This window comes from Atopobium sp. (genome assembly GCF_034113385.1).
Classification (GTDB): domain Bacteria; phylum Actinomycetota; class Coriobacteriia; order Coriobacteriales; family Atopobiaceae; genus Atopobium.
In genome coordinates this window covers 97,665-121,539 of record NZ_JAXEXL010000015.1, presented here as the reverse complement: position 1 = coordinate 121,539, position 23,875 = coordinate 97,665, and the positions used below count along the sequence as shown (strand labels likewise).

Here is a 23,875-nt window from a genome sequence, read left to right as displayed (position 1 = left end):
AGGACTTATCTGAACTTACCTATATCCCCCATGGCATGGAGGGTACAGTTACTAATCTACGCAATAGGCAATTTCGCTCTAAAACTCGCTCTAAAAACAAGCGAAACTGAAGTACCACCCCATATTCTCTTTGCGGTTTTGCTCTTATATATTTGTGGTCATCTCTATTATTGTTCTCTCCGTTTATCTCAATAAAATGTAAGCCTCATATGACCCACTTGCATTTGGCGCCCGTCTAATATCATCCATGAATCTATCTATAGAGCTGAGGGTGGGTTCTATCGAGTCGTAATACCAGCCCGCAGGCCTCACATCAAAAAGGATAGGAGGCATAAAAGGTATGCGCATGCCGCCATCCTTATCTCCAGCACTAAAGGCCGCAAACCATCGAAACTCACAAACAACAACCCGACGTCCTAGAATAATTCCACGTTTACTTTTTGCCACAAAATGGTATCGAACAGTGCTGTTTTTATCTTTGTCCACATATGCAAGAGTAAAAGGATCGTCCCGAAAAAAGTTACTCGCTTCCTCGTGCACAGCCGCCTCACTGGGACCTTGTATATACAAAAATGCTACACTAGCACGCTCTACAACAAAGAAAATGAGAGCGAGCACCAATAAAGCTATTATGACTGAGGACACTTTTTTGGCTATAGAAAGTAGAGTACTCATGTGTTTCCTGACATCACAGCCTATAACTCGCAACAATAACTTAGTTATTATTGTTTGCTATGCTCAGCTCACTAAAAAGTAAACCTCGGTGAATGGTTATATTTTTTGACCAAGCGTTAAAATTGCTCTATACAGCACCATACTACACGGCACTATAGCTTACTTAACCTGCAAGGTCCTTGAGGCGTTAAGCACACACAACACCATAACGCCCACGTCACCAAAGACGGCAAGCCAAATAGGAGCCAGTCCAAGCGCGGCTAAAGCAAGAATAAGCAGCTTAACACCAATGGCAAAGACAATATTTTGGCGAGCAATGCTCACTGTACGTCTAGACAGTGTTATAGCATCCGCAATGCTATTCAAACTATCGTCCATAAGCACAATGTCAGCTGCTTCAATTGCGGCATCAGAACCCATGGCGCCCATAGCAATACCCACATCAGCGCGAGCTAAAACAGGTGCATCATTTATGCCATCGCCTACAAAGACAAGTGTTTTCTCGGCAGGTATAGCGGTAAGAAACTCCTCTACTTTGGCAACCTTTTGATCAGGCAACAGGTTAGCTCGATACTCGTCCAAACCAAGATCTTGAGCCACAGCTGCAGCAACCTCTTCACGATCACCAGAAAGCATAACTGTCTTATGCACGCCTAGCTTGCGCAACGATGCTATATCCTGTGCAGCATGAGGCTTTACCTCATCAGAAATTACAAGATGACCGGCGTATATGCCGTCAATTGCTACATGGATAGTAGTTCCGCCAAGGCTGCACTCATGCCAGTGAGCACCTATGTCATCCATAAGTTTATTGTTACCAACCGCTACGGTTTTCTCGTTAACCTGTGCAATAATGCCCTCTCCGGCACGCTCCTGGGTATGAGAAATAATGCAAGCATCTTGCTCATTGGGGTAGGCTTCGCGCAAGGCAGCGGCAATGGGGTGTGTGGAATGCCGTTCTACGTGAGCAGCAAGATGGAGCAGTTCATCAGGACTAATGTTTTCTGGATGGACAACGCGCACCTTAAATACGCCACGGGTAAGCGTACCCGTCTTATCAAAGACGATAGTATCCGCATGAGCCAAGGCTTCAAGATAATTAGACCCTTTGATAAGCACGCCTTTTTTAGATGCTGCACCAATACCGCCAAAGAAGGATAACGGTACCGAGACAACCAGTGCACAGGGGCATGACACAATAAGAAACGTTAAAGCGCGCAACAGCCAAGGGGTAAAGTTTGCACCAAAATCTCCTGACAGCGCAGGGGGCACAACAGCAACTACCAGCGCAGCAGCCACCACAATAGGGGTATACACGCGAGCAAAGCGTGTAATAAAACGTTCGGAAGTAGATTTACCCTTGGAAGCGTTTTCTACCAAATCAAGGATGCGAGAAGCAGTAGACTCACCAAACTCTTTGGTTACGCGAATCTGCAAAACGCCATTTAGATTAACGCAACCAGACAGCACGCTGTCTCCTGCCACAACGCTACGTGGTACAGACTCACCAGTAAGCGCTACGGTATCCAAATTGGATGTGCCATCTACTACAACACCATCGAGTGCCACGCGCTCACCGGGTCGGACCACAAGAATGTCGCCAGGGTGTACCTGTGCAGGAGACACTTCATGCACTTCTCCATCTACTAACAGGTTTGCCACATCGGGCCTAATGTCTACCAGCGCAGACACCGCATCTCGGCTCTTACCCTGAGCTGCATCTTCAAATGCCTCTCCTACCTGGAAGAACAGCATAACAAAAACAGCTTCTGCAAACTCTGGAGCACCACCCGGAATAAACCCTATGCACATTGCGCCAAGGGTTGCGATGGCCATAAGAAGAGACTCATTAAAAGGCTTGCGCTCGATGATAGACTCCCCTGCCTCGCGCAGCACATCATATCCAGCAACCAAATATGCTGGCAGGTATGCCAATAACTGCACTACAAGGGGAAGCTCTACCAATTTAGTAAGCACATAAGCAGCTGCTAACAAAAGTGCCGAAGCAAGGATGCATGGAACGTTACTCCCTTCTTCTGTGCCATGCGCGTGAGTATGCCCGCAGCCACAGCCGCAAGCATCCTCATGATCATGATGGTGAGTATGGTTGCAACATGCCTGATGACGCCCACCCTCATGAGTGTGCTGGACCTGAGTATTTGCATTGTGGTTGTGATGGTCAGTATGGCAAGAGCAAGACATCTGCATCCCCGTTCTTCTCTATATATGAATAATTGCTCATATATTCATGAACAATCGTATTCCTCATAGAGATAGCTGTCAAGCAACGAGGCAGTGATAATTATTTAAAAGTGGGCACGCTGCCCGTCAATGTCCTTTATGCTTAAAGCGATTGGAATTATACGAAAGGTCATTCATGGCTACTATTTCTACAAATAACGCTCTTTACCTGTACAAACTCCTTAAACAAGAGCTGGGTTGCAATAGGCAAACTCCCCTATCAGATGTTGAAGCCACGCTTCTGGCTGACGGTATTGTTCCAGCGGACTTGGATTGCGCAGATACCACTACGCTCATGGAGGCACTTCCCGAGTTTATAAAACTAACCGTTTTTAAAAAGGGTCGCGTCTTTGTAACTATCATGCCTCACGAAGACTTTGATGCTGTTCTCGATAAAATCGACGAACCTAGCACCGCTGACAAAGCTGCCGCAAAAGGCAAACCGTGGAAACGTAAGCGTGGCACAAAAGCCTTACGCCCGCAAAAACCCTATCACAAGGAAATGCCTGTTCCTGAGGCTGTGTCTGAGTCCGCTCCTGAGTCCGTATCTGAAGCTGAGCCTACTCCTGTACCTGAACCCGCACTTAAGCTCGAACCTGCTTCTGAAGTTACGCCTGAGCCTGAAGCAAAAGTCGAGCTCATGTCTGAACCTGAGACCAAGACTGAGACCGAGCCTGAACTTGCTCCCGAGTCCGACATAACACCCGAGCCTCATCTTGTCCCACAAGAGCCACTCTTCACGCCTCTGCCCCAGATTTCTCTAAACATTACTCATACACCTCAGCAGCACACCGGTGAACCTGCCGTCCCTGCTCAGACTTTTGCAGCTCCCTCGCAGGTAGAAGCATATATTCCTGTGGTATTACAGTCCACCTTGCCGCAGCATTTCACCACTGATGTTGTCTGTCCTAATGATATGCTCCAAAAAATCTATGAGCTTGTACCTGCCAATACTGATGCTCTTGAGCTGCTGCAAAGCAGTTGGAATTATGCACGCTCTACTGGCGCTCTTACCGGGACTCGCAGCAGTGTTTCTTTTGCGCTGATGGCCTCTGGTAATCCTACTGTTACCATTCAAAAAAGCAAGACATTTGCCCCTGGTAAATCATGGAAAGTTGTAAATATCACCCATTCCAATAAGCCCACAACCAACACGGCTTCAGCACCATATTGTGCTTCCGACGATCTTTGTGCCGCACAAATCTCGGCACAGCCACAAGCAAGTGCTCTCGATGAACTAGCACAGTTTGCGCTGATGGGTAGCTGGGAAAACGTAACTGTAGCACTTAAAGATTTTGCTCCCACTACATCGTTCTTCTCTGCTGAACTTTGCTCATATCTAAGCGCTGTATTTTATCGAGCACAGCAAGACAATGCACTCGTTCAGTCTCTCACAAACGACTTTGCTGCCTATAATACGGGGCTTCTCACGCCCTATAATGAGGATATTTATCTGTGTTTTACGCCCTCTACACAAACAACCCCTTGGCAGTTTGCTGGCTTTAGCACAACTCAAACACCTGGTTTAGGAGAAAAGTTTTCCGCTCTCCCACAGGTGCCCAAAGCTCCCAATTTTGACCTCAGTGCGCAGGTACTTTGTATTGCACAAGATGCCTCACTTACCATCCCGACCAAACAACTTGCAAGCATCCTGCCCGGTACTGTTGTAAACACGCTGTCAAAGCAGGACTTTCTTGATGCCTGCGCTGCCACCTTCATGAGGGCAAAACGCAGCTATCGACTCATTGCTCCGGTCTACAGCACCAAACTCAACCAAGTTTTGCTTGCTCTGCCCGCTCATGCTGCAGGACTTGAAGGTCATGCCCTTATCCTTAAACCTGTCGAGAAAACCTATGAACTTATAAACGTAGTTAGCTATAGGATTGCTCGCGGCGCTGCACAAACCATCAGCCTTGAGCTCCCCAGCTGGTTGGTGTAACTGACAGAGCTAACAGCGCTAACGCAACCTGCCTCACTCATGTATTTGAGCTGACAACCTCGCCAGAAGTGCAGTGCAGCCTTCAAGCACAGCATCAAACGTGATTGCAAAATCCCCTGCATACCAGGGGTCTGCAATGGTGCGGCAAGAACCCGTCCATGCGAGCAGTAAAGAAACCTTATTGTCTGGGTCTGACCCCAGCAAACGCATCATGTTGCGTTGATTATTGGAATCCATGCCAATAAGGTAGTCAAAGTTTGCATAATCTGCCTTCGCCATTTGGCGTGCATGGTGGTTACCGCACGCAATGCCTTTCTGTTCCAGCTGGTAACGCGTGCGAGGGTCAACGGGATTGCCTAACTCTTCTGTAGAAGTAGCAGCAGAATCAATAAAGAACTGATTAGCCAAACCAGCCTTTTCTACCAAATCCTGCAGGACATACTGTGCCATGGTTGATCTGCAAATATTGCCATGACAAACAAATAAAATACGAATCATCGCAACCTCTTAGCACGCTTATGCTAGGACAAAGTACGCTATAACCGCAATGCCCAGCACAATGCGATACACACCAAAAGGCTGGAAGTCATGGCGTTTTACAAAGCTCATAAGAAAACGTACGGTAAGTAAAGAGAGTACAAACGCTACCAAACAACCAGCACCCAAAATCATAAGCTCAGGGTTGGTAAATGCGTTACCTTTAAGGAAGAACTTCACCAAACGCAACAGGCTTGCACCAAACATAACGGGAATTGCCAAAAAGAAGGTAAACTCTGCAGCTACCGCACGAGAACAACCTAACAGCAAGCCGCCAATAATAGTAGAGCCAGACCGAGACGTGCCAGGAATCATAGAGAGCACCTGAAAGGCACCAATGCCCAACGCTACAGGCCAGGTCATCTGGAACACGTCAGTAATCTTTGCGTCCGTATCTGCCAACTCAGACACGCTCAACTCAGATACAGGAGGGGTTGCCATGTGTTTGGGAGTTGCAGACCCCGCCTTACTTCCCATGCCCGCAAGAGCTGCTGCAACAGCTCCTTCACCCTGCGCAAGCAATGATTGTGCACGAACTTCTCGGCGTTTCTCGATAACAATAAACGCAATGCCATACACAATCAAAGCACCTGCTATAACAAAGGGGCTGCCAAGATGGTCTTCCATCCAATTGTCCAAAGGAATACCAATAGCAGCAGCAGGAACACAAGCAACAACAATCTTTGCCCAGAGCTTCCAAGTGTTGCCGCGCTCGGCAGCATCTTTAGAGCGCGATAAAGGATTTAGCTTGCTAAAGAACAAGATTACAACCGCAAGGATGGCACCCAGCTGGATGACCACCAAAAACATGTCCCAAAAATCCTTGCTTACATTGAGTTTTACAAACTGACCCAACAGCAACATATGACCTGTGGATGAAACAGGCAGCCACTCGGTAATACCTTCCACAATGCCAAACAGAATGGATTTAAGAATTTCTATAAGCAGATCCACGAACTTCTCTCCTTGATGAGACATTATGCAGGTACCAGCCTGCCGCCTTTGACTCTTTTCTTTTCCATGTTACGCGCAAAGCCACCCGTAAAGGTCGCTTGTGTAACCACTAACAAAAATCCTAAATACCAACAGCGCAACAGGGGTAGGATATCTATAACAACAACTCCACGGATGGAGGAGGCATTATGGCACGCTATGAGAATCTAGGCTATAAAAAAGTTTTTGTTGCACTGGATGGTACCGAGGAACAGGATGCCGTACTGGACCGTGCCATTGCTGTAGCAAAAAACAATCATGCCAAGCTATACATTGGCCACGTTATGGATTCTACCGCGCTAGAAACCGCAGGTACCTATCCTGTTGACCTCATTCCTAAGCTTGAAGCCCTCTTCCGCAAGTCTATAGAGAAAACCGTCGAGGCAGCACAACAAGACCCTGATGTGAACGGCGTTGAAGTTGTTGTAAAGTATGGTCGCGTACGTGAAACACTTAAGGAAGAGCTGCTTGACCACATTGAGCCTGACATAGTTATTTGTGGTGCGCGTGGTTTGTCTCCCATTAAATATGCGCTGTTGGGATCCATCTCTACCTTCTTGCTACGCGCTGCCCCCTGCGACATTTTGGTTGTTAAATAAATGCTTGAGTTATGGGGGTATTCATTGCAGATTTGAGCATATATACCCCCATAACTACCTAATTTTTAACAGTATATAAGAGCTTAAACCCAAGCCAGCTCAATAGATGCACCTAGTTAAACAACCCATCCTCAAGCATAAACTCTGGAATGTTTGCATGTATAACCCCGTTGCGCTTTTGAATAGGGTCGTTACGTGTGAGCAGGTACTTAGGGTAATTGTCCCTACTAATCTCAAACGGACGATATTCTCTATCTTCTGTTGCAAGGTCATTCATAATGGTCATTGCCACCTGAACGTATGCATACGCCATCTGACTATCACGCAGGATAAAATCACATTCAAACGTACCAATCTTGCCTACACTGATGCTATACCCCTTGCTTTTTGCATAGCTATACACAATGTTTTCCAGCACAGGACCGTAGTTAATGCGATTATCTGTATTAAGAGCAAAGTAAAAACTTAAATCAGATAGGTAATACTTTTGCTCACCACGCAAAACCTTCTTTGATTTGACATCAAAACGCGAGCATTTGGTAATAATTTTTGCGTCCTCAAGAATTTGTATATAGCGGGCAACGGTCTCTCGCTTCACCACAATGTTTTGTTGAGTCTTCAAAGCACGCACTATGTTATTAATTGACGTAGTAGCGCCAAAATTGTTTATCAAGTAATCACGAACTTGCGTAAAAGTTAGGAAGTTCTTCACCTTAACCCTGCTGCGAATATCCTTCTCAAAAATCTCTTGTATAAGCGCGCGAGTATAGACTCGCTTATCCTCCATAGTGAGATAATCCAAAGCTTTAGGAAACCCACCACACATAATGTAATCATCGAGCTCAAACGCAACATTCGTGTTTACACTCTGGCCCAAAAAGCGTTTCATGTCACAAAACTCTTTGAAGCTCAGGGTTTGGATTTCAAAGTCTATATAGCGGCCCGTCAATTTTGTTGCAAGTTCACCGGATAAAAGATAAGAATTAGAGCCCGTAATAAAAATGGAAAACCCACCTTCGTTACGAAACTCATTTATGACCTCCTCAAAATTATTGACATTTTGAATCTCGTCAATAAAGAGATACTTCATGCCATCAAGTTGCAAATACGGCTCAATGAGCTTCTCTAGATTATCTGGGCTTGTTACCTTGCGAAATCCGTATGCATCAAGATCAAAATACGCAATATGGTCATCTTGTATGCCCGATGCACGCAACTCCTGAACAATGGTTTGCATAAGACATGATTTGCCGCAACGACGGACTCCCGTAAGAACCTTAATCATGCCATCATCATGATAAAAGCCACGAATCCTTTTAAGGTAATCTTCGCGCTTAAAAAGTTTCATGCTCAGGCTCCTTATCTACTTCTTACATAAGGAAATTATAGCAAAATCTTTGAGTTATGGGGGTATTCATTGCAGATTTGAGCATAAACACCCCCATAACTGCCTAATTTGAGCGTTATGCAGTCACGTGGGCCCATAGACGGCTTATGGACAATGTTCACACAAGCAACAAGCGCAGCTCACAAGACACAACCTACGCCGTCAAATACACCATCACAATAATCATGGCAAAGGCTATAAGATCAGTAATAGAGAAGGTTGTGCCCATCAATAAGACGGACGAAAGCATAGCAACTAAAGGCTCGGAAGTAGTAAGCATACTGGCACGCACCGCTCCCACTTCATGTAGCCCCTGCAAGAACAAGGCATACGCACCATAGGTGCCCACAACAACTGCAAAAACAATTAAGGTCCAGCCAACTGCATCAATAGCGGGAATGTAGTTCCATGGTTGCACGTACACCGCAAGCATCAGACCAGAAATAAGCATGGCATACCCGTTGACCACAAAGCTTCCCCACTTATTAAGAAGATCATTGGGAAGAATTGCAAGGGCAGCAGCGGAAAGTGCACAGATGCCACCCCATACTAGTCCTAAAACAGGCACATTAAGCTCGGAGGGGTTGCCTCCTGTTGCCAATAAGTAGGTACCACCAATTGCCAGCATAATGCCCACAAGCTCACGACCACGTGGACGACGCCTATTATGCACGCACACATAAAAAAGCACCAGCACAACGCTTAAAATCTGCAACACGGTAGCAGTAGCTGAGTTGGTGTAACTAATAGTCATGACATACGAAATGTTAGACATCAAAATGGACACAACAGAAATCCATGCAAGATTAAGCATGTCTTTCTTATTTTTAAGAATGCCCGTCAAGCCACTACGGTTAATACAATAAGCAGTGACCAAAAACAACACGCTGGCAAACAGCTCACGCACGCACACAAGCCACAGCTCAGGGATGTTGTATGTCTCAAGCAAAATCTTTACAAAGGTACCGTTAATTCCCCAACAAGCACCACCCGCAAGTGAAATAAGAACGCCTCGTAACAGACGCTTTTCTACCGTCTTGCCAGATTCGAGTTTTACTTCACTGTCATCAAGGCTTTTCTCGACAGCCTGAGCAGTCTCAAGAGCCTCAGGCGCGGCAGAGGCCTCAGAAGCTCTGTGCTGCACGCCCGTCTCATTGGGTGTATGAGCAGCGTGTGCATCTATATAATCTTGTGGTAGCTTGTTGGTCACACTATCACCAGTCCAATGGAATGATTTTAATACCCAAAAGAGGGTACCATCTAGCCAGACAAAAATAAGCGTCAACGTGCTCAAACACGCACGTGGCATATCTTTGCCACGTATGAAAGGACCGCATGGATACCAACACACTTTTACATACGTCAGTTGATGCAGCCGCAAATCAAGACTATACAACCCAATTCCCTGAACTTGCAAACGGCACAACCATTGCCAACTTTACCGTTGAACGCTTTGAGAAAATTGAAGAAATCGCAGGTGGTGCCTATATTATGCGCCATAATCCTACGGGCGCCCGCACCCTGTGGCTGGCAACCGCAGACAACAACAAAGCGTTTAGTATTGCATTCAAAACTCCACCAGCAAATGACACGGGTGTCTTCCATATTTTGGAGCACTCAGTACTGTGTGGTTCAGACAAGTTCCCCGTAAAGGAACCATTTACCAATCTGCTTAAGACCTCTATGCAGACATTTCTTAACGCCATGACCTTTCCCGATAAAACCATGTACCCCGTAGCATCCACTAATGAGCAAGACCTCTTTAATCTCATGGATGTATATATTGACGCTGTCTTGCATCCTGCTATCTACCAGCGTCCACGCATTTTAGAGCAGGAGGGCTGGCACTACGAACTTGCAGAAGACGGCAAGACCCTTATATATAATGGCGTCGTCTTTAACGAGATGAAGGGCGCTCTTTCTGACCCTGAAGAAATCATCTTGGGCGAGCTCAATCGTCAGCTTTTCCCCAACACACCTTATCGTTTTGAGTCTGGCGGCAATCCTCGGGCTATTCCCCAGCTGTCTTACGACGAGTTTATCGATACTCATGCACGCCATTATTCACTCCCCAACAGCTACACAGTGCTTTACGGTAACTTAGACATCAAGCGTACGCTTGCATTTTTGGATAAACGTTACTGTGCGGCACCCACACGTACTGCTGGCGCGCCTAACGAATTGCCCCTGCAGCAACCCATCGTAGCAGCTCCCGCACGCATATCTATGGCAACCACACCAGACAACGCCAGCGTCGCACTAGGATTTGTTATTGGTGGCGCAAAAGATCGCACGCGTGTGCTCGGTGCAGACATCCTCATGGATGCACTCATGGGCTCCAATGAAGCGCCACTCAAGCGCGCAATCCTTGATGCGCATCTTGGTAATGACGTGGTGAGCTATCTTATGGACAGTGTAGCCCAGCCCTTTATCCTCATTGAGCTCAAAGGCGCCAAGCCAGGTGTGGCAGACACCTTCCGTGAACTGGTATGCTCCACCTGCCGCAATCTTGTCAACACGGGCATTGGCAGGCAGCTTATGCGTGCCTCCTTGGCGCAGACAGAGTTTAACCTACGAGAAAGTGAATGGGGCTACTATCCTGACGGAGTTGCTTTAGCAATGCAGTCCCTCAACAGTTGGCTTTATGATGCTAATGATCCCACCAGCTATCTGCATTACGAAGATGCGCTTGCCTTCCTTCATAAGGCACTGGAAACCACGTGGTACGAGACCCTGCTGGACGAGCTCATTTGTTCTTCTGTCCATTCTGCCCAGGTTGAACTCATTCCTACCGAGAAGGGCGATGCAGATGCAGAAGCCAAAGAATTAGCAGACTACGCAGCTACACTCACCAATGAGCAGCTTGCCCACATCTCTTACGAAGCAGACGCGTTGCGTGCAGAGCAAGATGCGCCAGACAGTCCTGAAGCGTTAGCGAGCCTACCTATGCTTGGCGTGGATGATATTGGTGCTGCTATACCAGACCCTGGCATGCATCGTGTGGACAACTATGGTGCCCCCAGCTATGTACATGAGGTACCCACCAAGCACATTAACTACATCTACAGCTATTTTGACCTGCACAATATTGCATGGGATGACCTTCCCTATGTAACCATCCTTACAGACCTATTGGGCAAGCTAGATACCACTGAGCACAGTGCCGCCGAACTCGACACCCTCATAGAAACCAACTTAGGCAGGCTTTCATTCTTCGTAGAAACTACCGGCATGGTAAATGACGCAAACGCTGCCCATCCCAAGCTTGTTGTAAGCACGGCTTCTCTGAGCCAACAACTCCCCTACGCCGCATGCATTCCCATAGAAATCTGGTCTTCCACCCAATTTAACGACAAACCACGTATCCTCAACGCCCTTCAGCAGCGTCGCATTAGCATGGAACAAGCCTTTATTGGCGCAGGCCATTCTTGTGCCATCAATCGAATGCTGTCCTATTTCCGTAAAACCGCATTGGTTGCCGAGAAACTCAGTGGTGTTGATTTTTATCTCTTCCTCTGTGATCTTATCGACCATTTTGATGAGCGCGCAGACGAACTCATTACCATTCTTGAACGCGTTTCTTGCGAAGTGTTTTCTGCTGGCAACATGGAGCTAAGTTTTACTGGCTCCGACGAGGAACTAGATCTTTGGTGGAAGACTGCTGGCGACCTTGCTCTCAGCTCTGCCTGCAGCAACGATAACCCCGGCTCAAACGCGAGTGTTAATACTACGCCTAAGCTATGTATTCCCGAACCAACCATCAAGAACGAAGCCTTTATTGTTCCTGGTAACGTGGTATTTGTAGTTGAAGGTATGGACGGCCAGGCGGATAACTGTGCCTCTGATGGCATCTGGAACGTTGCCAGCCGCGCAATTTCACTCGATTACCTGTGGAATGAGGTACGGGTACGTGGTGGTGCTTATGGCTGTGGTTTTGGCACTACTGATACAGGCATTGCACGCTTCTACTCGTATCGTGACCCTAATGTGGACGCCACAATCCAGCGCTTTGAACAGACTGCTGAATGGCTCAACAACTGGAACCCTAGTGATGATGAGTTTACCGGCTATGTAGTAAGCACAGTCTCTAGTTTTGATGCTCCTACTAAACCTCGCGCTCTGGCCCGCAGACAAGACCTTATGCGCTTGAACGGGCAAGACCCTCAGACACGCTTACTCCGTCGTGAGGAGGCACTTCATGCCACGGTTGACCAGATTCGTAAGCGCGGTAGCGCGCTTGCCAACTTGCAAACGCGGCGTGGCATCTGTGTTTTTGGCAGCAAGGCTTTACTTAATGCCTCTAAACTTGATTTGACTGTTATTCCTCTTATGGACACTACATCAATCCACATGCAGTGAGCAACGGCACCAATACAATAGGCAAAAAGCAGGCCGGAAGGAAATTAGCCACTTTAATATTGGTAATCTTCGCCAGGTTAAGACCTACAGCAAACAAAAGCAAGGAGCCCGTAGCCAACATGTGCGTAATAACTGCTTGCGTTAAATAGGGAGCAATACCACTTGCTCCCAAACTCAGTAACGCCTCATAAACAAAGACCACAATGCCAGAAAGCATGACGCCAGCGCCCATGGTAGTGGCCAATAGCATGTTAATAACCAAATCCATGAGTGACTTAGCAAACAGCGTGGAGTGATTGAGCGTTAACCCGCTTTGCAGTGAACCCACAATAGCCATTGAGCCAATGCAAACAACCAATGTTGCGTTAACAAAACCAGCAGAGATATTAGCAAACGCAGGGTTACCCTCGGTAAAAGCGTGCAAGCGGTCTTGAATGCGGTCACCAAAATGATGAATGATGCCATCTAAGTTAATGAGATGGCCCATACCACCACCCAGCATAATAGCAAGCGTCACCAGCAACACAGAGCCGCCGGAAGCCATGCCTTGCACGCCAGCCAGAACAACACATAGTCCCATGCCCACCATGAGAAAATCGCCCATATCCTGCCTGAGCTTTGTACCCAACAGCATGCCCAGCATACCGCCTACAATAGCAGCAATGCCATTAACGAGTGCTCCCAAGATAACCATGAAACCCCGCTATACGTCGATAAGACCAAGTTGAACGCAGGCATTATAGATGCCATCATGGTCAACGTCATCAGTTACCACATTTGCAGCAGCCTTTACCTCATCAGACGCGTTGCCCATTGCCACAGCAGTTCCTACCAGATCAAACATGGATATATCATTACCGCCGTCACCAAACGCAATAGCCTCTTCAGGCGTAATGCCCAAATGCTCCAGTGTCTCAGACACAGCCGATGCTTTGCCGCCTCCTTTAGGAAACACGTCGGCAAATAAGTCTGTCCACCGCGTGATAGTAACACTGGAAGTACAATCCAAAATCTCCTGATCACGCGATGGATCTTGGTAAATATTGAACTGATAAATATCGTTGCCTAACGCCCAGCTAGCCTCACCAGTAGGAAACTTAATTCCCACCAGCTCTTCCACCGCACCGACACGGTCGGTGTGCTCAGAGGTATAAAATCTCTCACGCTCCATGAACAGCGTGGGATGTAAGCCAGCGCAAGAACGCTCCACAATAATGCGCACATCTTCAGAGCTTATCGTTACATTGCGATATACACCAGCAGGCGAAAAACAGAGTTGACCATTAAGCGTAATAAACGTCTCAAAGGGATTAAGATCCAGACCATCAAATTGATAGGTCGGACGACCCGTTGCCAAAATAGGCATAATACCTGCTGCGCGTAACTTACGCACAGCTTCACGCGTAGACTCAGGCTCTGCATGTTCTTTAAAGGAAAACAGCGTACCATCTACGTCAAAAAATGCAGCTTTAATCTTTGCCATTGCCCACTCATATACTTGTGATACGTTAAGCCAATACTTTTATGCGCGTCAGGCGGGCCTCACCTATAGAGAGCTTCACTTAACGCAACATAGCGTATTGTGCCACCTCTTCAAAGCCCATGCGCTTGTAAATGTGGCCTGCCGTGGGATTATCATAAAACAACGTCAAAAACTTCTTACCTGCCGCCAATTCATCTGCACACACCTGTGCTACTACGGCCGTCGCTAAGCCGTAATTACGCATATCTTTACGAGTGCACACGCCAACAATCATGGATGATTGAGAATTATTGGCGCTGGTAGAAGCTGTCGAGACAAGCTTGCCCTCGTAGAATGCTCCATAGGTAAGGCATCCATGGGCTGCATCTGCTGCTTTTTGTTGCTTTGCCATTGCAACCGAACGGGCATCGCGATACAACTCATGATACTCATCGGTACTGCCCAGAAGCGCAAACAAATCATCATAATCCTCTGCCGTAAGCGGACGGATGATAGTGCCATCTGGAGCTGGCGCGATTTTATCGGTAGCAAGCGCAGTTAGACGGGCAAGATTGGAAGATGTTATTGAAAGGTCATCGAAGAAGGGAGCAAGCGCAGAAATTACTTCATAGGGCCCATTGATGCTGCCGTAAAACATCTCGTTTGCTTCTTCTTTAATGAGCTGAGCCATGCTCAACGCATCAAACAGCTGATTTTGGCTATAGCATACAAAATTAGCGTAGAACTTAAGCACGATACTATCCCAGCTGCCGTCATCATTAACGCAGGCAAACACACTGACGGGATCACTCATGCCAAACTGCTCAATATCACCCGTAATAAAGGTAGTCACCTCGGGGTCTTTGGCAATATATTCCAAAACTTTAGCGCGATCACGCTCATTGCAACGACGTGGGATGGACATAGCTGCTCCTGTATAAACCTATCTTTTCTCACATGTATACCAATAGTACTATGAGTTTGTGCACAAAAGACCAACTTGTGTTTCTTATTCGGGCATAGGGGTAGCAATGTACCTAAACGGCTGCACGCTATGGCATATCACCACAGTACACGCAAGCTTTATCTCATTAAGGAGAAAACCATGCAAAAGTTCATTGCGGATGAATCATTTTGGCAACTCTTCCCCCATGCTCAGCTTGGCGTTATTGTGGCAACAGGGCTTAAAACTCCTCATGAAGTAACCAATGAAGACAAGAAGGCCATACACAACTTGCTTGCTCATGCCAATCTTGCGGCTGACAAATGGCTAGAAGAACCTCAGCTTTCCAAGAATGCCGTTATTGCTGTTTGGCGCGATGCCTATCAGAAGTTTAAAACCAAGAAAGGTGCGCGCGTCTCTATAGAGAACCTTCTTAAGCGTGCATCCAAAGGTAATCCCGTAGGCGATATTGCACCGCTGGTAGATATCTACAACGCCCTCTCTTTACGCTATGCTCTGCCATTTGGAGCTGAGGATGTGGATTGCTTTGTTGGCAATCTTGTGCTCAAAGTAACCGATGGCGGGGATGAGTTTGATCCTTTGGGAGAAGGCTCAGATCCCACGCTTCCTGGTGAGTTGGCGTACTTAGACGACGCAGGCGCGGTGTGTCGCTGCTTTAATTGGCGCGATGGTCAACGCACCGCCATTACCGATACAACCCGTAATGCCTTTATCGTCACCGAATGCATAGACCCTCAACGCACTCAAGAACTGGCAGAAGCGCTCTCTGAGCTCGCCGAGCTTATCGAGAAGTACCTCGGAGGCACCATTCTTACTCATACCTGCCTACATGCAGATAACCGTAGCTGCATTATTGCTCAATAAACAACAAAACAAGCAGCTTCTACCCCATATGAGGCAGAAGCTGCTTTGTTGGGGGAACGTTTAAGAAACATAGCCCTTAGTCACACGCGCTTGCGCATACCATAACGACAAACACCACCGCAACAAGCACTCACGTAGCAACTCTCTTACAAACTATGACGCTTGGCATGTGTTGCATTCAGAATCATGTGGCGAGACATGCCATAGGTAAGAGCAAGGTAACTGCCATAGACCACTATAAAAATACCCACAATAAGGAACGAGTTAGTAGCAATATTAACTCCGCCCAAGACACGGATAATCTCCATAAGCACGCTCATGGCGCAGACTGAGTGAGCCAAACCCACCAGCAACGGAGCAATAAAAGACAAGCTTGTTTGGAACTTAAGCGAATTGAGCATGTCCTTCTCGGAAGCACCTAAATCATTCAGAATGCGGAAACGTGCTGCAGACTCAGACGTTGCGCTCAAGCGTTGAATAGCTAAAATTGCAGCACAAATAACAATCAAAACAAAGCCTATGTAAAGTGCAAGGTAGGTTACCACGCCGCGCAAACCAAAACCCTGTGCAATCATCTCGGTACGAGACAGTACCAAAACACCGTTTGAGCTGTACTCTGGCGTGTTATAGATAGCCTGTGACAATGCCTGCCCATCGAGGTTGGAAATTTGCTTAAGAACAGCATCATTCTTGGCGATGTCTGCAGCAGCGGTAGAAGCGTATGCCACATTAATAACCAACCTACGAGGAATAAAGTTATCAATCAGCTCGTTGGGAACAACCAATGTGCCAGCATTGCTTGCCACCGAGAAATTCATGAGGTTGGCAGAGTTATCAGAAATGGCACCCAGACTAGAAGGTTTAAGTTTAGTACCAGCAACATCAATGGTATGTCCATTTTTTACAGCTGCTGCATAGATTGGGTTAACAACTTCCATGTTGGACGTAACAAGATACTCGTCAGGCGCCAGAGCAACAGGCTGCATATTCATCATGTTACGTTGCTCGTTATACTCATTGAGGCTTATAACCTCAAGAGAAGCCCTGGTTACATCTGCATTTTCATAGCCAAGAGGCAACTTCATATTGGCTGTCTTACAAAAATCACCAAGGGTCAAAGAAGGAGCTTGGAAGCCTTGCGCATCCCAATTTTGAGGCAGGCGCAACACCATGGTAGATACCTTGCCCAGCTTTGATAAATCATAGCCAGCTGCCTTAAGACGCTCAGGAGCGGCAGCAAGGTCTGCTGCACGATCTTTTGGACCACCATAGGCAAGAATGCTTGCACTGTAAGGCAATGCTATACGCTGGGCAGCTTGCAGAGCATTGGTAATACTCATACCAGTGGTAACCGAGGTGATAGCCAAAAACAAAATCAACGATACAAATCCCATAGAGATGGCATTGGTATTGATTTGACTGGATACTTCACGCACGCTAAAACTATGCAATCCGGAAAAATAGTACTTCTTAGAACGCCTTGCAAGCGCAGTTAAAGCACCTGCTAAACCATAAAACAAAACGAGTGTGCCAAGCGACACAAGCACTGTAGTAATAAGAAAGTCCACTTGAGTTCCGGAACCACCAAATCCAGGAAAACCGAGTTTAATAAGACGCCAGTAGGCAACACCCACGCACACCGCGCCAATAACAAACAGTACGCTAGAAAAAAACAAGCTCTTTACGTGGGTTTTCTCGGACTTCTTTTGAGCGCTCATAAGCTCTACAAGCTGAACTTTACGCAAAGAGCGCAAGTTAAAAAGCATCATGATAAAAAAGATAACGGCAAAGCAGATAAATGTGGTAAGGAACGCAGGAATCGAGAAGAAAAATTTAAACTCCTCAACTTTAGAGGCAAAAAGTGCAGCCGTTACAAACAGTAAAACCTGAGAGAGAAGTGCGCCAATAGCAAACCCTATCGCCAGCGCTGCAATTGCAACAAACAGAGTTTCCAAGGTAATAGTACGAGCAACCATGGAACGAGGCATACCCAGCACCTGGTATAGGCCCATTTCCTTCTTGCGGTGACGCATCAAGAAGTTATTCGCATACACCATCAAAAAGCCCGTAATAGCTGCCAAAAATATCGTTAATCCAGTGATGATTCCATAGATTGCCTTTACCATTTCGCGCACGTCAGATTTAAGAAAATCCGCCTGTACTGCAATGGTGTTAAAGGCATAAAATACAGCAACACCAATGGTAAGCGTAAAGAAGTACACCAAATAGTCGCGAGCAGAGCGGCGCACATTACGAAGCGCAAGCTTAGCGAGCATCTACGTCACCGCCAATCGCAGCCACAACCTCAATGATGCGATCAAAGAACTCACGACGGGATTTATCGCCACGAACAAGCTCGGTAAACAGTTTGCCATCGCGAATAAAGATGACGCGCTGGCACCAGCTAGCTGCATACTCATCGTGGGTAACCATGAGTACCGTTGCTTGCTGAGTGGTATTAAGCCGCTCAAAGCACTCAAGCAGAATGCGGGCATTTTTGGAGTCTAACGCACCAGTTGGCTCGTCTGCCAGGATAAGTGTGGGATTGGTTACAATAGCGCGCGCAGCGGCAACTCGCTGGCGCTGGCCGCCACTCATCTGATGAGGATATTTATCCAATACTTCCGTTACGCCAAGCATCGTAGCAACGCGAGTAACACGCTCTTGAATCTGGTTTACATTTACACGACCAATAGAAAGTGGCAAGGCAATATTTTCTCGAGCGGTAAGCGTATCCAACAGGTTTGAATCTTGGAACACAAAGCCCAAGCTTTCACGACGAAATGCTGCCAACTGCTTTTGAGAGAGCGATGAGGTATCCTGCCCACCAATAACAACGGAGCCTGCCGTTGGCGCATCAATAGTAGCAACGCAATTGAGCAGTGTGGATTTACCAGAGCCAGAAGGGCCCATGATGGCAACCATCTCACCTGGCTGCACGGTAAGATTTACACCAGCTAAAGCACGGGTAGTAGTATCAGACCCACCATAGATCTTTTCTACCTGAGAAACCACCAATGCAGGCTGGGTAGTGGTGTAACTTTTTGGGGCAGTGCTCACATTCATATTCATAAAGCGTCCTCCAACAATAGATTGCGCCACATGGCTTGACTGACACTACTATCATCGGATGTTGCCGCGCATGATGCCATCGAATTAGCTTACGCTTTGCTTTCACTTTTGTAAGTTTGGCAAACCGATGCATATATCGGTCCACTCGCCCTGCAGGCTGGCAGCGGTTACGGTCTGACCCATTTTATGACACAGCTGAGCCACCAAATACAAACCAATACCTGTGCTACGCGCATGTGTTCGACCATTTTGACCCGTAAAGCCCCGATCAAACACGCGGTTCAGGTCCTCTGGCGCAATGCCGCAGCCATTATCCCATACGTGCAAATCTACACGCTCATGTGCCGTATGAGCATTTTGAACACGTGCCGAGAAACGCACGGTTGGAGCTTGATGATCTTCACGCTGCTGCGAATTGACGCGGTACCGAATGGCATTATCAATGAGCTGACCGAGAATAAATACAAGCCACTTAGAATCACAAGCTACCCGCAAGTCTTGCTCCACCACATCAGAGGTATCCACGTGCATACCTACGGCAATCAGTATGTGAGCACGTGATTTAATGGCGGTGTTTATCAGATTGGTTAATGAAGTCCGGCGAATAACATAGTCCTTCTCGACAGAAGTGCTACGCGCCAGATACAACGCCTGCTCGGCAAGCTCCTCAGTACGCGAAAGTTCTGCTTGCAAGCGGTGTGCATTGGTTGTTGGCTCATTTTGTAGCATAAGTCGTGCAGCGGCAAGCGGCGTTTTAATCTCATGCACCCAGGTCTCTATGTAATCACGATATTGATTCATTTGTGCTTGAGCATCTACGGTTTGGCGCTGCGATTCTAGGGCAATCTTACGAAGCGCCGCATAAGAAAGTTCTCCCTCATAAAACACGGGTCTTTCCAGCAAATCAACTACGGCATGTGCTGCTAAAACGCCATCTTTGTTGTGGGCAATACCCTCAAGCGAACGTAAAAACCGTGAGGCACGTAGATACTGTATTGTTCCAGCAATTACCAACGGCATGAGCACGAGCAAGAAGCACAAGAGACAAAAATCCAAACTCATGCCCGCAATACGCGATAAAGTTGCAGGTATAGCAGCCGCTAACAAACAGCAAACCATCGATACTATGTGGGATTTGCAATACGAGAAAAACATGGCACTACCTCTATAGCCTACGAATGCATTGCTATAGAGTAGCCTTGGCCACGGTGAGTAACAATCAAATCTCCCGCATCAATTCTGCCAAGCGTGCGGCGCAGGCGATTCATATTGACTGTCAAGGTATTATCATCCACAAACTCATCGGAGTTCCAAAGTGCTTCCATAATGCTTTCTCGCGATACAATAGCACCCTTACCCTGCAGTAATGTTTCTAAAATGCGCAACTCATTCTTTGTGAGCTCCACGCTTTTCTCGCCCACGGACACAAACGACCGCGAAAGATCCAATGTCATAGCACCAAAATTGAGCGTACGAGAATTATGAGCTGCAGATTGCGTACGGCGCATGATGGCGTCTATATGTGCCAACAAAATTTGCCCGTTATAGGGCTTAGCGAGAAAATCATCTGCTCCCAAGCTCATGCTCATAAGCTCATCAAGCTCCGATGTTCTGCTGGTAAGCACCATAGCAGGCACGTTAGATTTTTGACGCAACTCACGTAACACGTATTGCCCATCGGTGCCTGGAAGACTTAAATCGAGCAAGACAATATCGGGCGAAGCAGCACGCACTTCAGTAACGATACTTTCAAAACTATTTGGCAGCACAACCTGGTGTCCTGCATTTTTGAGCAACACACAAAGTTGCTCACGGACGGATGCATCATCCTCAACAACAAAAACGCGAGCCATAGCTACCTACGAGCCTTAAGCGTTGCAAAGATACGCGTATTGCGCCGCTTTACAAACGAAATGAACGAACCTTCAAGATATGCCTGCACGGCATTTTTTTTCGCAATGGGCTTGACGAGTGTGCGCATAACCCGTGAGCGCGGACGTGCTATACGTACTGCCTCCTGCGCCTGTGGTGTGCTAATCATCTGACGAATGGCTGCTATCTTTTGTGCGCGCGTTAGCTGTGCCGCAGGATTGCATACGTTTTCTATGCAGCCAATAAGCCGCTCAACGTAACGACGCATGACCATCTCTTTGCTGGAAGCATCCTGTGACAAGCCCCAGTGCTCAAGCAAATCAAGCATCCAGCCGTGCTCCTCTTCGCGCTTCTCGTACATTTGAGGACGCCAACGAGCGGTCTCTGACTCTGCACGTGAGCGAATAAAGTGATAGTAGGCTTCTTCTGTTACAACTACCTTGTTTACGTCACGAATAAAGTCCAACACATAGGGGAAGTCATCCCAAAAAGTAGGGCGAAAACGCAGGTTAAGCTCCTCAATGCGCGCACGCAAAAAAAGTTTGTTCCACGGCGTATACAGCAGATTCTCGTCAAAGAGCTTATAGGCGTCTGCTCTAAAATCTGCCTGAGTTTCATACACCCGAGAAGGCCGAGACTTAAGCTCACTAAGATGTTCATTGCTGTTTTTAGCATAAAACGTATCAATATAAAAACCAGCAACTATGAGCTCTGCGTTATTCTGGTCCGCCAAAGCTACCATGTCCTCAAGCATGTGCGGCTCTGCCCAGTCATCCGCATCCATAAAGTACACGTACTGACCGCACGCGTGGTCAAGCGCTAAATTGCGTGCAGCGGGAGCTCCGCCGTTAGGCGTATGAAATACGTCAATACGAATGTCCTTCTCGGCCATACGATCGCATATATCGCCGGAGCGGTCTTTAGATCCATCGTCAACAACCAGCAGCTCAAAGTCACCCATGGTCTGCGCTTGCAAGCTCTCAATTGCGCGACCCACGTAAGCAGCAACGTTATATACCGGCATAATTACCGAGACTTTTGGATTGTTGCGCGCCATAAACCCCCCGGTTTCTGTGACATCTTTTACAAGCGCGTTACCACAACACTATTGCACTATTTTACCCAGACCACGGCATATCACGAGAACCCAACAGATGCACAATGAGAAAAGCATGAGTTGCTACTTTGCCACCAGCGTTCCAATGGCTAATCCCAACTGTTCAGAATCAATAAGCGTTTGTGTAGCACCATCGGTACCCGCAACACTTGTACAAGGAGCATCTATCACAGCCACGTTCTTTTTACCAATGCCATGCGCAGTCTCTGCAAGGTTAAGCAAATCTGGTGCCGACATATCCGTATGCAGCAAACCAAGAAGCTCTGTTGCTTGACGTGCCAGCTGTGTGGCACCAACGTTGGAAAGCTCCAGCACCTTTTTCCAGCCATACGAATCCACCACCATAACATGAGAAATCTTGACGCCTGTAGCGGTGGATACCACACCAATACTGCCCTTAGATTGCTGCTTGCCAAATACCTCAGAGAGCGTGGTTTGTGTATTGTCCAAGGTAACCGTCATATCGGCGGGAAGATTTACAATGCAGCCTTTACCTGCACTTTGATCAAGGCTCAACAGTTTGGCTGAACTGAGCACTGACTCGTTTTTGTCCGCATGAATAAACACGAGCACTGTAGTAACCACATGGTCTGAAAGCTGCGTATTTACCGTAGCGGTGTTTTTGCCGCCATCCTTTTTAATAGATGCCGATAAACCCGTGTCGCCCAAGTTTGAATTGGCCTGTGCAAGATTCCAAAGCACAGAAACGCCCGTAACCACTACGGTCACCACCACTGCCAAAGCAAGCAACGCATTGCGTGTCTTATGCGCACCAAGTGCCAAAACGTCACTCCGCTCATATCGTTTACGCTGCTTCATGCCAAATCATCCTCTTGTTACCTGCACGATGCGTGTTGCTGTGTGCCCAAATGGCACCGCCACATTACACTACCACGTGCCACTACAGAGCACTACCGCGTGCTACCATGCTAAAGCCTAAAGCCACGGTTCAAATGAGCCTTCTGGGTACTGTACAGCGGCAAACACCAAACCTTTTGCCGGAGCACACTGACCAGCAGCCCGACGATTACATGCCGCCAACACCTGGGAAATCCACTGCTCTTCTCGGCGACCTGTGCCCACCTCAACAAGGCTGCCAACAATGGTGCGTACCATAGAATGCAAAAAAGCGTTGCCTGTAATATCTACTGCAATAAGTTGCTCGCCCGCCTCCTCGATACGCGCAACCTGCACCGACATCACATTACGATGCGTTGGCTTGTCTATCGCAGAGGCTGCCTTGCAAAAGCTCTTAAAATCATGCTCGCCTACCAGCGCCTGAGCCGCTCGATCCATGGCCTCAACGTCTAGCTGAGCACGCAGCCACCAGGCATGGTTCCACGCCATAATAGGACGAGTCCACCCCTCCACAATACGATATCGATAGCTGCGTGCCTCTGCGTCAAACCGTGCCGAGAAACCCGCAGGAGCCCTATACACTTCTGAAACAGAAATATCATCGCCTACCAGCGCATTAAGTGCTCGCTTAACGGTAGAGCCGCTCAGCCCTAATTCGTTTTTGTATACAGGTAAGCTCACATGTTGCGCCAACGCATGCACACCTGCATCTGTACGACCAGCACAGGTAATCTCTACAGGCCTGTGCAAAAATACGGATAGCGCATGGTATAACTCTCCGGCAACGGTACGCACGCCACCTGGCTGTGCCGCAAAACCAGAAAAGTCTGCACCGCGATACCCCAGTTTAAGCACCATAGTTGCTGCCTCAGTGGGCGTATGAATGGGTGTATCAATAGCTTGTATGTCCTGAGTAGTTTGCATTGTGCATCCTTT

The 23,875-nt window shown here is 47.5% G+C and carries 21 protein-coding genes; 5 read left to right on the top strand and 16 right to left on the bottom strand.

Annotation, left to right across the window (positions count from 1 at the left end; genetic code table 11):
* Positions 1-183: 183 nt before the first annotated feature.
* Both SPD80_RS05645 and SPD80_RS05640 read right to left on the bottom strand, forming a co-directional pair.
* Positions 184-675 carry a hypothetical protein gene (locus SPD80_RS05645; protein ID WP_320828865.1) on the bottom strand — a complete coding sequence of 164 codons (492 nt, stop codon included), beginning with the start codon at positions 673-675 and terminating at the stop codon, positions 184-186.
* Positions 676-834: 159 nt separating this feature from the next.
* Positions 835-2,652 carry a heavy metal translocating P-type ATPase gene (locus SPD80_RS05640; protein WP_320828863.1) on the bottom strand — a complete coding sequence of 606 codons (1,818 nt, stop codon included), beginning with the start codon at positions 2,650-2,652 and terminating at the stop codon, positions 835-837.
* Positions 2,653-2,690: 38 nt separating this feature from the next.
* On the opposite strand from SPD80_RS05640, the gene SPD80_RS05635 reads away from it, so the two are divergent.
* A complete protein-coding gene (locus SPD80_RS05635) occupies positions 2,691-2,909 on the top strand; it encodes a hypothetical protein (protein ID WP_320828862.1) in 219 nt (72 codons plus the stop codon).
* A gap of 143 nt (positions 2,910-3,052) precedes the next feature.
* Positions 3,053-4,855, top strand: a complete 1,803-nt coding sequence (locus SPD80_RS05630) for a DUF3825 domain-containing protein (protein ID WP_320828861.1) — start codon at positions 3,053-3,055, stop codon at positions 4,853-4,855.
* Between the two features lie 33 nt (positions 4,856-4,888).
* Here the strand turns inward: SPD80_RS05630 and SPD80_RS05625 are convergent, their stop codons facing one another.
* Positions 4,889-5,353: a low molecular weight protein-tyrosine-phosphatase gene (locus tag SPD80_RS05625; protein ID WP_320828859.1), complete on the bottom strand. Its 465-nt coding sequence runs from the start codon at positions 5,351-5,353 to the stop codon at positions 4,889-4,891.
* A gap of 18 nt (positions 5,354-5,371) precedes the next feature.
* On the bottom strand, positions 5,372-6,370 hold the full coding sequence (locus SPD80_RS05620; RefSeq protein WP_414429698.1) for an undecaprenyl-diphosphate phosphatase: 999 nt from the start codon (positions 6,368-6,370) through the stop codon (positions 5,372-5,374).
* 164 nt (positions 6,371-6,534) lie between these two features.
* On the opposite strand from SPD80_RS05620, the gene SPD80_RS05615 reads away from it, so the two are divergent.
* The gene (locus SPD80_RS05615) at positions 6,535-6,984 is read left to right on the top strand and encodes a universal stress protein (RefSeq protein ID WP_320828857.1); all 450 of its coding nucleotides are present in this window, start codon (positions 6,535-6,537) and stop codon (positions 6,982-6,984) included.
* A 112-nt stretch (positions 6,985-7,096) separates the two neighbouring features.
* Here SPD80_RS05615 and SPD80_RS05610 read toward each other — a convergent pair whose 3' ends face one another.
* Both SPD80_RS05610 and SPD80_RS05605 read right to left on the bottom strand, forming a co-directional pair.
* Positions 7,097-8,332 (bottom strand): ATP-binding protein, encoded by a 1,236-nt coding sequence (locus SPD80_RS05610; RefSeq protein ID WP_320828855.1) that lies wholly within the window; start codon positions 8,330-8,332, stop codon positions 7,097-7,099.
* 193 nt (positions 8,333-8,525) lie between these two features.
* Positions 8,526-9,581: a DMT family transporter gene (locus tag SPD80_RS05605; protein ID WP_320828854.1), complete on the bottom strand. Its 1,056-nt coding sequence runs from the start codon at positions 9,579-9,581 to the stop codon at positions 8,526-8,528.
* Between the two features lie 125 nt (positions 9,582-9,706).
* Between SPD80_RS05605 and SPD80_RS05600 the strand changes: the two genes are divergently transcribed.
* Positions 9,707-12,730 (top strand): insulinase family protein, encoded by a 3,024-nt coding sequence (locus tag SPD80_RS05600; protein ID WP_320828853.1) that lies wholly within the window; start codon positions 9,707-9,709, stop codon positions 12,728-12,730.
* On the opposite strand, the gene SPD80_RS05595 is transcribed toward SPD80_RS05600, so the two are convergent.
* From SPD80_RS05595 to SPD80_RS05585, 3 genes are all read right to left on the bottom strand, one after another.
* The gene (locus tag SPD80_RS05595) at positions 12,708-13,424 is read right to left on the bottom strand and encodes a DUF554 domain-containing protein (RefSeq protein WP_320605945.1); all 717 of its coding nucleotides are present in this window, start codon (positions 13,422-13,424) and stop codon (positions 12,708-12,710) included. The genes SPD80_RS05600 and SPD80_RS05595 overlap by 23 nt on opposite strands.
* A gap of 9 nt (positions 13,425-13,433) precedes the next feature.
* On the bottom strand, positions 13,434-14,213 hold the full coding sequence (locus SPD80_RS05590; protein ID WP_320605944.1) for a Cof-type HAD-IIB family hydrolase: 780 nt from the start codon (positions 14,211-14,213) through the stop codon (positions 13,434-13,436).
* Positions 14,214-14,292: 79 nt separating this feature from the next.
* Positions 14,293-15,117 (bottom strand): GNAT family N-acetyltransferase, encoded by an 825-nt coding sequence (locus SPD80_RS05585; protein ID WP_320605943.1) that lies wholly within the window; start codon positions 15,115-15,117, stop codon positions 14,293-14,295.
* Between the two features lie 180 nt (positions 15,118-15,297).
* On the opposite strand from SPD80_RS05585, the gene SPD80_RS05580 reads away from it, so the two are divergent.
* Positions 15,298-16,020: a B3/4 domain-containing protein gene (locus tag SPD80_RS05580; protein ID WP_320828852.1), complete on the top strand. Its 723-nt coding sequence runs from the start codon at positions 15,298-15,300 to the stop codon at positions 16,018-16,020.
* A gap of 146 nt (positions 16,021-16,166) precedes the next feature.
* Here the strand turns inward: SPD80_RS05580 and SPD80_RS05575 are convergent, their stop codons facing one another.
* The 7 genes from SPD80_RS05575 to truA form a co-directional block, all read right to left on the bottom strand.
* Entirely contained in the window at positions 16,167-18,296 is a 2,130-nt protein-coding gene (locus tag SPD80_RS05575) for an FtsX-like permease family protein (protein WP_320828851.1), read from the bottom strand.
* Complete coding sequence (locus tag SPD80_RS05570; protein ID WP_320828850.1) at positions 18,286-19,092, bottom strand: ABC transporter ATP-binding protein; 807 nt, start codon at positions 19,090-19,092, stop codon at positions 18,286-18,288. Before SPD80_RS05570 ends, SPD80_RS05575 begins: the two co-directional genes overlap by 11 nt.
* A 102-nt stretch (positions 19,093-19,194) precedes the next feature.
* A complete protein-coding gene (locus SPD80_RS05565) occupies positions 19,195-20,247 on the bottom strand; it encodes a sensor histidine kinase (RefSeq protein ID WP_320828848.1) in 1,053 nt (350 codons plus the stop codon).
* A 17-nt stretch (positions 20,248-20,264) separates the two neighbouring features.
* The gene (locus SPD80_RS05560; RefSeq protein ID WP_320828847.1) at positions 20,265-20,945 is read right to left on the bottom strand and encodes a response regulator transcription factor; all 681 of its coding nucleotides are present in this window, start codon (positions 20,943-20,945) and stop codon (positions 20,265-20,267) included.
* A gap of 2 nt (positions 20,946-20,947) precedes the next feature.
* A complete protein-coding gene (locus SPD80_RS05555) occupies positions 20,948-22,021 on the bottom strand; it encodes a glycosyltransferase family 2 protein (RefSeq protein ID WP_320828846.1) in 1,074 nt (357 codons plus the stop codon).
* Positions 22,022-22,144: 123 nt separating this feature from the next.
* Entirely contained in the window at positions 22,145-22,900 is a 756-nt protein-coding gene (locus tag SPD80_RS05550) for a hypothetical protein (protein ID WP_320605949.1), read from the bottom strand.
* A 117-nt stretch (positions 22,901-23,017) separates the two neighbouring features.
* Positions 23,018-23,863 (bottom strand): tRNA pseudouridine(38-40) synthase TruA, encoded by an 846-nt coding sequence (gene truA / locus SPD80_RS05545; protein WP_320828845.1) that lies wholly within the window; start codon positions 23,861-23,863, stop codon positions 23,018-23,020.
* Between the last annotated feature and the right edge of the window lie 12 nt (positions 23,864-23,875).

Coding starts and splice junctions, on each gene's coding strand:
- SPD80_RS05615 (WP_320828857.1), top strand. CDS start 6,535: ATGGCACGCTATGAGAATCTAGGCTATAAAAAAGTTTTTGTTGCACTG.
- SPD80_RS05635 (WP_320828862.1), top strand. CDS start 2,691: ATGGAACGTTACTCCCTTCTTCTGTGCCATGCGCGTGAGTATGCCCGC.
- SPD80_RS05625 (WP_320828859.1), bottom strand. CDS start 5,353: ATGATTCGTATTTTATTTGTTTGTCATGGCAATATTTGCAGATCAACC.
- SPD80_RS05610 (WP_320828855.1), bottom strand. CDS start 8,332: ATGAAACTTTTTAAGCGCGAAGATTACCTTAAAAGGATTCGTGGCTTT.
- SPD80_RS05590 (WP_320605944.1), bottom strand. CDS start 14,213: ATGGCAAAGATTAAAGCTGCATTTTTTGACGTAGATGGTACGCTGTTT.
- SPD80_RS05550 (WP_320605949.1), bottom strand. CDS start 22,900: ATGAAGCAGCGTAAACGATATGAGCGGAGTGACGTTTTGGCACTTGGT.
- SPD80_RS05580 (WP_320828852.1), top strand. CDS start 15,298: ATGCAAAAGTTCATTGCGGATGAATCATTTTGGCAACTCTTCCCCCAT.
- SPD80_RS05570 (WP_320828850.1), bottom strand. CDS start 19,092: ATGAATATGAATGTGAGCACTGCCCCAAAAAGTTACACCACTACCCAG.
- SPD80_RS05600 (WP_320828853.1), top strand. CDS start 9,707: ATGGATACCAACACACTTTTACATACGTCAGTTGATGCAGCCGCAAAT.
- SPD80_RS05585 (WP_320605943.1), bottom strand. CDS start 15,117: ATGTCCATCCCACGTCGTTGCAATGAGCGTGATCGCGCTAAAGTTTTG.
- SPD80_RS05620 (WP_414429698.1), bottom strand. CDS start 6,370: ATGTCTCATCAAGGAGAGAAGTTCGTGGATCTGCTTATAGAAATTCTT.
- SPD80_RS05575 (WP_320828851.1), bottom strand. CDS start 18,296: ATGCTCGCTAAGCTTGCGCTTCGTAATGTGCGCCGCTCTGCTCGCGAC.
- SPD80_RS05630 (WP_320828861.1), top strand. CDS start 3,053: ATGGCTACTATTTCTACAAATAACGCTCTTTACCTGTACAAACTCCTT.
- SPD80_RS05565 (WP_320828848.1), bottom strand. CDS start 20,247: ATGTTTTTCTCGTATTGCAAATCCCACATAGTATCGATGGTTTGCTGT.
- SPD80_RS05560 (WP_320828847.1), bottom strand. CDS start 20,945: ATGGCTCGCGTTTTTGTTGTTGAGGATGATGCATCCGTCCGTGAGCAA.
- SPD80_RS05645 (WP_320828865.1), bottom strand. CDS start 675: ATGAGTACTCTACTTTCTATAGCCAAAAAAGTGTCCTCAGTCATAATA.
- truA (WP_320828845.1), bottom strand. CDS start 23,863: ATGCAAACTACTCAGGACATACAAGCTATTGATACACCCATTCATACG.
- SPD80_RS05595 (WP_320605945.1), bottom strand. CDS start 13,424: ATGGTTATCTTGGGAGCACTCGTTAATGGCATTGCTGCTATTGTAGGC.
- SPD80_RS05555 (WP_320828846.1), bottom strand. CDS start 22,021: ATGGCGCGCAACAATCCAAAAGTCTCGGTAATTATGCCGGTATATAAC.